The sequence below is a fragment of the Rickettsia tamurae genome, assembly GCF_000751075.1.
Classification (GTDB): Bacteria; Pseudomonadota; Alphaproteobacteria; order Rickettsiales; family Rickettsiaceae; genus Rickettsia; species Rickettsia tamurae.
In genome coordinates this window covers 1-399 of record NZ_CCMG01000019.1, presented here as the reverse complement: position 1 = coordinate 399, position 399 = coordinate 1, and the positions used below count along the sequence as shown (strand labels likewise).

Here is a 399-nt window from a genome sequence, read left to right as displayed (position 1 = left end):
TCCGCCGATTACAAAGCTATAACCGGCAAAGCTTCCGATCGTTTTTGAACGTATCATCAAATAATATAAATAACAGACAATAATCGTGTTCGTTATTAAGAAAATAGCATTGCTATATTGATAATATTCACGCATTAGACCAAAGCTAATACCGTAATTCCAAGTATAAACCATATTTAAGAAAGAAGTAACCTTAAGCATTAAGCCCGGCTTCCATCTCAAATTATCAATAAACCACCATTTACTTAACTGATCAATAATCACTAAGGTTATTATTATACGACTACTACGAGCGAATGTTAGATATAATTTTTTCAGGAGTAGGGACATAGATGTTTTGTGAATATTTTTGCGTGGATACCTAATCGTCATTGCAAGAAAATTACGAAGTAATCTCAG

The 399-nt window shown here is 32.6% G+C and carries 1 protein-coding gene; it reads right to left on the bottom strand.

Going from position 1 to position 399, the window contains the following annotated elements; all coding sequences use genetic code 11:
- Positions 1–330: signal peptidase II (locus tag MB29_RS07170; protein ID WP_032139661.1), on the bottom strand; the 330-nt coding region annotated here is incomplete at its 3' end.
- Between the last annotated feature and the right edge of the window lie 69 nt (positions 331–399).